The 8,424-nt window shown below is 31.4% G+C and carries 9 protein-coding genes; all 9 read right to left on the bottom strand.

The window, feature by feature from the left end:
- Positions 1-273: 273 nt before the first annotated feature.
- Positions 274-672, bottom strand: coding sequence for a hypothetical protein (locus ABIQ27_RS00230; protein ID WP_348030934.1), 399 nt, complete (start codon positions 670-672; stop codon positions 274-276).
- A 529-nt stretch (positions 673-1,201) separates the two neighbouring features.
- Positions 1,202-1,438, bottom strand: coding sequence for a hypothetical protein (locus tag ABIQ27_RS00225; protein ID WP_348030933.1), 237 nt, complete (start codon positions 1,436-1,438; stop codon positions 1,202-1,204).
- A 375-nt stretch (positions 1,439-1,813) separates the two neighbouring features.
- Positions 1,814-2,386 (bottom strand): hypothetical protein, encoded by a 573-nt coding sequence (locus tag ABIQ27_RS00220; RefSeq protein WP_348030931.1) that lies wholly within the window; start codon positions 2,384-2,386, stop codon positions 1,814-1,816.
- A gap of 459 nt (positions 2,387-2,845) precedes the next feature.
- Complete coding sequence (locus ABIQ27_RS00215) at positions 2,846-3,577, bottom strand: hypothetical protein (RefSeq protein ID WP_348030929.1); 732 nt, start codon at positions 3,575-3,577, stop codon at positions 2,846-2,848.
- A gap of 133 nt (positions 3,578-3,710) precedes the next feature.
- Positions 3,711-4,346 (bottom strand): hypothetical protein, encoded by a 636-nt coding sequence (locus ABIQ27_RS00210; RefSeq protein ID WP_348030927.1) that lies wholly within the window; start codon positions 4,344-4,346, stop codon positions 3,711-3,713.
- 7 nt (positions 4,347-4,353) lie between these two features.
- Positions 4,354-6,171, bottom strand: coding sequence for a hypothetical protein (locus ABIQ27_RS00205; RefSeq protein WP_348030925.1), 1,818 nt, complete (start codon positions 6,169-6,171; stop codon positions 4,354-4,356).
- 321 nt (positions 6,172-6,492) lie between these two features.
- Positions 6,493-6,900, bottom strand: a complete 408-nt coding sequence (locus ABIQ27_RS00200) for a hypothetical protein (protein ID WP_348030923.1) — start codon at positions 6,898-6,900, stop codon at positions 6,493-6,495.
- 55 nt (positions 6,901-6,955) lie between these two features.
- Positions 6,956-7,543 carry a hypothetical protein gene (locus ABIQ27_RS00195; protein ID WP_348030921.1) on the bottom strand — a complete coding sequence of 196 codons (588 nt, stop codon included), beginning with the start codon at positions 7,541-7,543 and terminating at the stop codon, positions 6,956-6,958.
- Positions 7,544-7,734: 191 nt separating this feature from the next.
- The gene (locus tag ABIQ27_RS00190) at positions 7,735-8,172 is read right to left on the bottom strand and encodes a hypothetical protein (RefSeq protein WP_348030919.1); all 438 of its coding nucleotides are present in this window, start codon (positions 8,170-8,172) and stop codon (positions 7,735-7,737) included.
- Positions 8,173-8,424 lie beyond the last annotated feature (252 nt).

Raw genomic sequence — 8,424 nt, 5'->3', positions numbered from 1 at the left:
ATCTTTAATTTTAAGTCAAATCCAACGGATTTTTTCTGACAAGGGAGTTTCTTTTCTTTCATGTTGTCCTTTAAATAGTTGTTGATTTTTTGTCAACCTATTTCAGGATTGTGCATTCTCAACTATTGGTGCTAACGTTCCGCCGCTTCGCATCAGTTGCGAAGTTCGGAACCGATTATTTTCTACTAAGATAATATTTCTTGCGAAATGTGAACGTGAACTTACAACAAAATTCGCAATTGTGCGAAACGGCTGTTGGCAGAAGCTTTTTTATTAAGATTTTTGTCTTTTTCTAACTTTATTCTGTTTAACAAATTCAGCGAACGTACGTTTTGGATCTACTTCCAAAATTTCTATAATCATAACTTCAGAATTCCAAGCTCCAAGATGTCCAAATGATTCTCCAAATTTTTGAGTGCAAATAACTTTCATGTAAATTCCATTTAGACCATTTTCAACATCTAATTTCGTGAAGTTTTCATTATTGTAAACGTCATTCGTAAAATCAGCCCAGTTTGAAGAATTTATGCAGCAATTTTGAAAATCAATTTCGTCAAATCTTGATACTTCATCACCTCTAAAGTAAAAACCTTCAAATACTGATGAATATTCTTTCTGAGCCATCAAAAGGTTGAATGAAAGTAGAAGTAATATTTTCAGGAGATTTTTCATAAAGTTTCTGCCAACGTTCCGGCGCTTCACGAAGCTGCGGCTTTGGAACTGCTTTTTTTCCGCTAGGAAAAAACGAAGTTAAGAAAAAAAGAAGTTCAATTTACCGTAAACCAGCAGTTTCTTGAAACGGCTGTTATGCGTTCGGTTTTACAACCAGCTTTCCCGACACAAAATAAACTTAGCCGAGAAACGTAATTCGGTTACAAACTAGTTATTGTTGAATTCCATAACAACCAGAACGATTACAAACACAAAAATGAACAAATCTCAGAAACGTGATTCCGTTACAAGTAGGATTTTCTCAAATAAAAAACCAAACTTCAAACTCTCAATTTTCTGTTACAAATTTCATTCAAATTTCAGATAAATTTCTCGTGATTTTTGCGCGACGAAACTGACGCATAACGTCCCGCAGCTTTGCGAGCGTTGCGGCTATTTCGGAGACGAATTCTTTCGGTGACCGAAAACGAAGTTATGAAAAATACTTTTACAATTTTGCAAAATGTGCCGCAATGTCGCAAAACTGCTGTTAGCGGCTGGCTTTTTCTTTTTCTATTTCGAGCTTAATTCTGTATGGTATTTCAATTACACTTATTATTAAACTCAAAAATAATGGAATTACTAAAATCAAACGAGTTACAATACTATTTACATAAAACTTCAAAACTTCACGTAATGCGTTTGTAAAGTAAATTATTGGATTACTTGTATATTCTATCAATTTTGGCGCTGAAAAAAACTCATACCAAAATAATATAACTATCATTATCAACAATGCCAAAGTAATTCTATTGTAAAACAAATAACAAATTAAAAATGCATACAGAAATAAGTTTCTCAAAGCAAAAATTGCTTTAACACTTCCTTCATTATAACACAGAATTAAATTCAAGATAATACAAATCGAAATGATTGAAATTGTAAAGTTTTTAAATATCGAATAGAATTTTTTCATTTAATTGAGTTCGTCTTATTTTGCAGGATTTTTCGGAAGCTTGCCGCTAACGTCCCGCAGCTTTGCGAGCGTTGCGGCAATTTCGGAGACGAATTCTTTCGGTGACCGAAAACGAAGTTATGAAAAATATTTGTCCTATTTTGAAAAATGTGCCGCAATGTCGCAAAACTGCTGTTATAAGCCGTTTTATTCTTCACCTGGTTCTGATGAGGAAAGTGAAAAAATATACCATCTACTTTTCCGTTTAACCATTTCCATTTTGACATCTAAATTTTCAACTTCATATTCAACAGTTGCATACATTCCATCATTTTTTATTGTTTGAGGATTTCTTGCCTTTTGAAAAAGAGTTAAAAATTCTTTTTTAGTTATTTCGCTACAGTTTTGACTTTCTGCATATTCTGATTTGTATTTTGAACTTAATCTGCATAAACAAAGAGATTCAACATCTCCTTTTTCTTGTGGATCACATAGATTTGCTAAAACATCAAAATCTTTATTTTTAGCAGCATAAATAATTGCTTCAACAATTTGTTCAGGATTCTTGTAATTAAAATTCGGTATCGTTTTGTTAATTGAACTTTCTTCCGAAGAAGTTTCAACTTTCTGATTTTCCTTTTTTTCTATTTCGAGCTCACGTTTAGTAATTTCTAATTCTTTTTCTAAAAGCTTTTTTTCGTGGTCATTTGTTGTTTCAGATTTATCATTACAGCTAATAAATGTCAAAAAAAGTATTGATAAGATTAAATTATGTTTCATTATTATAAATATGTTTTTAGATTCTTGAATTCTCCGTTTCGGTTGAAAAATGGCTTATAACGTTTCGCAGCTACAAGAAGTGGCGAACTTCGGAACTGCTTACTTTCCGCTAAGATAATATTTCTTGCGAAAGGTGAACGTGAACTCACAAAATAATTCGCCATTTCTTGTAACTGCTGTTATAGGTAGCCTTTATTATTAGTTAATTATTTGCAATTTTCAGTAGGTCTAATCCTTTTCGAAGTGTGGAGTTTCCTTTTCGCAGTAGCAAATTTACTTTTCGCAGTAACGAGTTTTCCAATAGCAGTAAAAAAAAATCTCGCAGCAGTTAACATATGTTTAAATGCAGTGAGAAGTTTTCTTTTTTCAGTTACTTGTTTTCTAAACGCAGTTAGTGTTTTTCTAAACGCAGTTAGGATTTTTCTAAATGGAGTAGAGAGTTATCTAAATTTAATAACTCTATGTTCTAATTTTTTTAAATTCTATCCCTTTTACTTGTGCAAATTCGGGACTTAATGCACCAAAAACTGATTTGATGTATTTTTTAACTTCGGTGGCGATATCAACTAATCCTATGTTTACTTCGTATAATGTTTTGTCTCGAAAAATTCTTGAGTTACTAACTCCCGTATAAGCAGTTGCTACTGCATTGTTTTTTGCAGTTAGGTCAGTTTGTTTTGCTATAAGCGTAATTACTTTAAGCTCGTTTTCATTTGGTGTATAACTTGTTTCAGATTGTAAAACTGAAACAAGACCTGCAAAGTGCTGAATTTGTTGGTCGAAAGATTGTTGGCTTGCACTTATAGTAGTTGGTGCTGGTGTGCCCGGGTCGGTTGGCGTAACAGAAGTTGAAGCTCTTTTTCCTTGTAGCTTGCGATTGAAACCTTTTGCATCATTCACTTTTTCTTTTGTCGAATCGGTAGTTTCTAAAGCATTTACTAAACGAGTTGATAAAGATTTTAGGTTACTGAAAGCTATCAAACGGTTATTAACCGAATTGTTGTAAGCCGTGTTTTTAGTTACAACATCGGCAAGGTTTGCTTGTGATGATGTTTGAAGTGTTATTAGTTGTGGAATCTTCAAAGTATTTTTTGAAGGGTTGTAAGTAGCTCCATAACCCGTCACGAATGCAATAAGGTCTTGAAAATTTGCTACGTTTTTTGCGTGTCCTGTTTCTGATGTAGATGCCATAATTTATAAAAAAGTTTAAGTTAAATTTCAAATTTAAGAAATATTTCTTACACAAAAAAAAGTAAGAATAAAAAAAACACCCTTGGCGAAGCCAAGGGTGTTTTAGGTTTTTAAATGAGTAGCGAGTTCATACTCACTGAAAAGCGCCGTCTTCAAAGTAGTCTTTTGCAATCCATTTTTTTTCATTTTTTTTCATTAATACTGTAAAATGAGTTATTTCATTATTTCCAAGTGTTCCGTTTCCAATATCAAAACTTATTAAGGCAGTGCTTTCATTAATAATTAATGGCTTTGATAAAAATATTATTAACCTTTTTGGAAGGTTAACATATGCTCCAGTCTTTATTATTGTTCTTAATTCTTGATATTTATATAAACTTACCTTAGTGTTTTTAAAATCACTTATTTTCCAATAATATTGTTTTTCAGTTTCTAAATCTGATTTCAGTCTTTTTATTTGAACACTGTCTAAAATCCAATATTCTCTTTCTCTTTCCCTTTTATAAAAATTCTTATAAGTATACTCATAGGCATATATTGACTTTGTTTTTTTTACTGCCTCTTCAATTAAAAAAACTTCATAATCTTTATAATTTTTATACCTATCTTTTTTTAATTCACTACCTAAAAACTCATTGACAATATTACTTTCCGTTTCTGTTAAATTGCTTTGAGCTGAATTAGCTTTTGGATTAATTGTATTATTATTTTTTTGTCCAGAACAAGAAAACAAGAATATCAAGAGCAGAGCAGTTATTAAATTTTTCATAACATTTTTAATTACAAGGTTGTCCAATTTGAGTTTGTGCTTGCGGTGTTCCTTCTCCTATGGAGTGGCCAGTTTGTTCAGCGGCATATCTGTTTAATATTCTTTGTCTATCAGGACTCCCTTCAGGAAACAGAGTATTAAACAAAGGAGCCTCGCTTAATCCACCCCAAGCCATATCACTATATATTTGTTCAGGAGATGATGTAGACGGAACTGGCAATCCTGTTTGATATTCCTGTAATGCTCTTGCTATTGCATCGACATAATCAGTAGCCATTTGTTGATGATGGACATCAGCTGGGTTAATTGAAGAAGGATGATGTAAAGTTACATAGTAATGAAATAAACCTGCAAAATCATTATAAGCAGATAGATTTGGTGGACTTGTATTATAATAATCATCAAAAAGACTCATGAAATAGGCATGGATTAATTCATGAAACATTGATGCTGCTATGAATAATTTGGTTTTACCTGTATAATCAGTACTAATATATATAGTATAATTGTATGTTGAGTTATGAACAGTTTGAGCAGGTTTACCATTGGGAGCTACTTCTGATTTAATAGTTGTATTATAAACCGAAATACTAGGGCCTATTTTAGCTATTACTTGAGCAATATCACATACTGTTGAATTTTTTACTTGGGTAAGTACACCTTGTGCACATGGGTCCAGTTGATTTCCATTAATTTGCTTTTCGATAATGAATGGCTTAGCAGAGGTGTAAAATATTGGATTACCTATAATAGTAGTGTTTGTCTGTTCAACAAAATCGTAATCTCCAGTTGTTCTTACCTGAGTAATCAAATCAGGTAGTATATCATAATAAGCATAATTTACTGGAGGATTTTGAGCTAAATCAAGAAAATAATCTAGATATCTGCCATCAGTGTAGTAAAAGTAATTTTTATCTTCATATTTCAGTCGGTTGCCTAGTAACTCATTTAATTCATATATTTTGTCTAACACTGGTGATTGTGGAATGATGGAGATAGTACCTCCTTCGCCGCAAGGGCTTTCAGGTACGTCAACAATTACTACATTACTATATTTATGACATCCACAAGGAGGTGAATGGAATAGTTCAATTAACCAATTCCAAGCATCACCTACTGCAGATGCAATGGCTGATACTACATTAGCTATGCCGCCTCCCGAGGTACTATCGTCGCCACTTGAACTCCCACCTGGGGGAGTAAAAATAAATGGAGGGAAAAATCCACCTGATGGAGGGGTATTTTGCCAGTTACCAGTACTACCGCCCCCACTAGTAGTATTTGAGCCAGTAGGGTCGGGTTGAAACGGTGGAAATATAATTGTATCGCAAGGAGTAGACGATTGTTCGGTTAAATCAGGATTTAATTTATATCTTACTAATCTTTCTGAATTTATGGGATAGTCTTGATAATGTTGAACAATCTTATCAACTTTATATAACCAAATAACATCATTTTTATCGATTACAAGGTTTAGATAAACATTTGGAGATTTTATTGTTTCATCTATTTCAAAGCTATACGCTATATCATTATCTTTCGCTACTTGTAAAACATTATCTAGTTTAACTTTACCAAAATCACCTTGGAGTGTTAACAGAGTACCCTCGCCACGAGCATAAGGAGATGTTGTTAATTTAGTTGGAAATTTTTTTCTCAATTTTGAAATTACTTCTGATTTATTAGTTACCTCTTTCATTTCAACGGAAAATTTAGGTATTTCTTTTTTAAGGGGTTCTTCATATAAATCTTTTTCACAACTGGTTAGAGTAAGGAATAACATTAGTAAAAATAACCGAGCCAATAATTTAATTTTTATATTCATATTAAATTTGTTTGTACCTCTTCATTTTACAACTTTGCTGGGCTGAAAAGGGTTTGTTTGCTCCCGTTTTTAAGAAATTTTTTCTGCGTAATCTTGGGAAAAGGTTACCTATAACGTTTCGCCGCTTTGCTTCTGTTGCGAGCTTCGGAACTGCTTATTTTCCACTAAGATAATATTTCTTGCGGAAAATGAACGTGAACTTACCACAAAATTCGCAATAGAGCAAAACGGCTGTTAGCGGTTCGTGCTTCTTTGTTTATTTGCTTTCTCGGTTTGAAAATAATAATTTATAGGTGTCATTTTTTTTGATTCAATACCATTTTAAAATGGAATATCGTCTAATACTCCATAAGGCAGATAAATTAACTTTTTCCTAGATTCTAAATTAATAATTCTATCTAAATGCACACATTGTTTAAAGCCCAATGTTTTAGTATCTATTTCTTCTAAAATTATGTTGAAAAAATAGCCCTCTTTTTCGTCCAAAAAAGTATAACCTTCATCATCAATATGGCATTTGCATTTAGTAGCTATTGGTTTTAAATAGACAATTCCTTTTGCTTTCAGCATTTCAAATTCTATTGAAATGTCATCAAGCATTTCCTCTTTTGTTTGGTTTTCGTATATGTATTGATCATTTAATAAATTAGTTAAACCTGGAATATCCATATTAGAAAAGGAGAATACAAATGCTTCATTTTTGTTTAAATATTTTGTTTTGTTTTTCATTTTTCTGTTAGTACTTTTAGGAAATTACTTGATTTACCATTAGTTTTTAATTTAATTAATATTCACTATAGATTGAGTGTGCATCTCTAAGAGGTATTGTTTTATCTGAATATCTTTTTAATACTAGTTCAGCTTCATATTCTTCATAATCTAAAGCTAATTTTATACTTTCTGAAGTAACATATTTATTGTCATAATCATCATCATCTTCATCAAGAATATAAGCTCTAGCGTTAGTATTTGCATATCTGAAATTTATTTCTTGGTTATGATGCTGTTTATGAATTGATAAACTTTCTCTTAATGTTTGATATCCTTCTAAATTATCTTCTTCTAATAGTGTCCCCATTACTTTAATCCCTATGTAATAATACATTGAAGTTACTACATCATGCAATGTTGACATATCCTTAGTTCTCATTAATTTGTTTTTATCAAGGTTGTAATTTGTTAATGACTCTTGGATTTTAGGATAAATTAAAGATAGAACTCTTTCTCTCTCACTTTGGACAGAAGTGTTAACAGTTTGAGTTTTTCTTTTAAGGTATGAATCTTGGTAAATAGGTATTCCTGCCATTCCTAATAAAAATGAACCAATTAAAATTACTACTATTATGATTCCAATAATTGTAAATATCATCATTTTGTTTTCATTTAAGTTGTTGAATTCGTCTACGTTTTTTTAGCATGACCGCTAACGCTCCGCCGCTTCTCGTCAGTTGCGAAGTTCGGGACGAATTATTTTCCGTTAAAGATAAAAATTCGTGCGAAACGCGAACGTGAACTTACAACAAAATTCGCAATTGCGAGAAACGGCTGTTAGTGGTAGTGCCTTTATTTCTTTCTAGCGAATTCAACTAGAATTTTAGTTTTGGAAACCAGCTTTAAATCTTGTTTTTCATTGATGTCAAATTCTGCTTTATCAATAACATCTATACACTTTTTAAATACTTTTAATGACTTCGCATCATCATTTAGTATATCTAAAAGCACATCACAATATTTATCCATTTTCTTGCTATTAAATGGAGGCATTTGTTCTGAATTTGATATAATTCTAAAAAGCATTAGAATATGAAATCTAACTTTTTTATAAGATTTATCAAGATTATTTTTTCTGAAATGAGTTTCTAATTTATAATATGCATAAGCGCTTGTATAATATGGTGAATAAGTATGGTCTTCACTAAATATCTGTGCTTTCTTCTCATTTAATTTTCTAACAATCAAACCAAAAAAACTTGTAACATTATGTGGTTCGTCTAGGAACATTGCAGCAAAAGATTTAATTTGAAATGGAACAGTAATAATTTTAGCTCTTACTACAGAATTGTCGGAGTTAAATTGCTTTGCTCTGCGTTCATAGTATAATTTTTCTTCTCCAGCAAATGAATTAAGGTAACTATATACAAGTTTACACCGAAAAAATTTCTCTGTTTTTAATCTTTTTCGGTGATTTTGTTATCTTTGAATGTGTTTACTTTAAAAAATTACTTTATGAATAATTATAATTTCAATAAACAT

Origin of the sequence: Flavobacterium sp. (genome assembly GCF_039916025.1) — a bacterium.
In the GTDB taxonomy this organism is placed as follows: Bacteria; Bacteroidota; Bacteroidia; order Flavobacteriales; family Flavobacteriaceae; genus Flavobacterium.
Note: the sequence above shows the minus strand (reverse complement) of the source record. Positions and strands in the feature narration are given on the sequence as shown.

Bases quoted from the DNA above. Each gene is read 5' to 3' on its own strand.
- ABIQ27_RS00205 (WP_348030925.1), bottom strand. From the start codon at position 6,171: ATGAATATAAAAATTAAATTATTGGCTCGGTTATTTTTACTAATGTTA.
- ABIQ27_RS00230 (WP_348030934.1), bottom strand. From the start codon at position 672: ATGAAAAATCTCCTGAAAATATTACTTCTACTTTCATTCAACCTTTTG.
- ABIQ27_RS00190 (WP_348030919.1), bottom strand. From the start codon at position 8,172: ATGTTCCTAGACGAACCACATAATGTTACAAGTTTTTTTGGTTTGATT.
- ABIQ27_RS00225 (WP_348030933.1), bottom strand. From the start codon at position 1,438: ATGATAGTTATATTATTTTGGTATGAGTTTTTTTCAGCGCCAAAATTG.
- ABIQ27_RS00215 (WP_348030929.1), bottom strand. From the start codon at position 3,577: ATGGCATCTACATCAGAAACAGGACACGCAAAAAACGTAGCAAATTTT.
- ABIQ27_RS00200 (WP_348030923.1), bottom strand. From the start codon at position 6,900: ATGAAAAACAAAACAAAATATTTAAACAAAAATGAAGCATTTGTATTC.
- ABIQ27_RS00195 (WP_348030921.1), bottom strand. From the start codon at position 7,543: ATGATGATATTTACAATTATTGGAATCATAATAGTAGTAATTTTAATT.
- ABIQ27_RS00210 (WP_348030927.1), bottom strand. From the start codon at position 4,346: ATGAAAAATTTAATAACTGCTCTGCTCTTGATATTCTTGTTTTCTTGT.
- ABIQ27_RS00220 (WP_348030931.1), bottom strand. From the start codon at position 2,386: ATGAAACATAATTTAATCTTATCAATACTTTTTTTGACATTTATTAGC.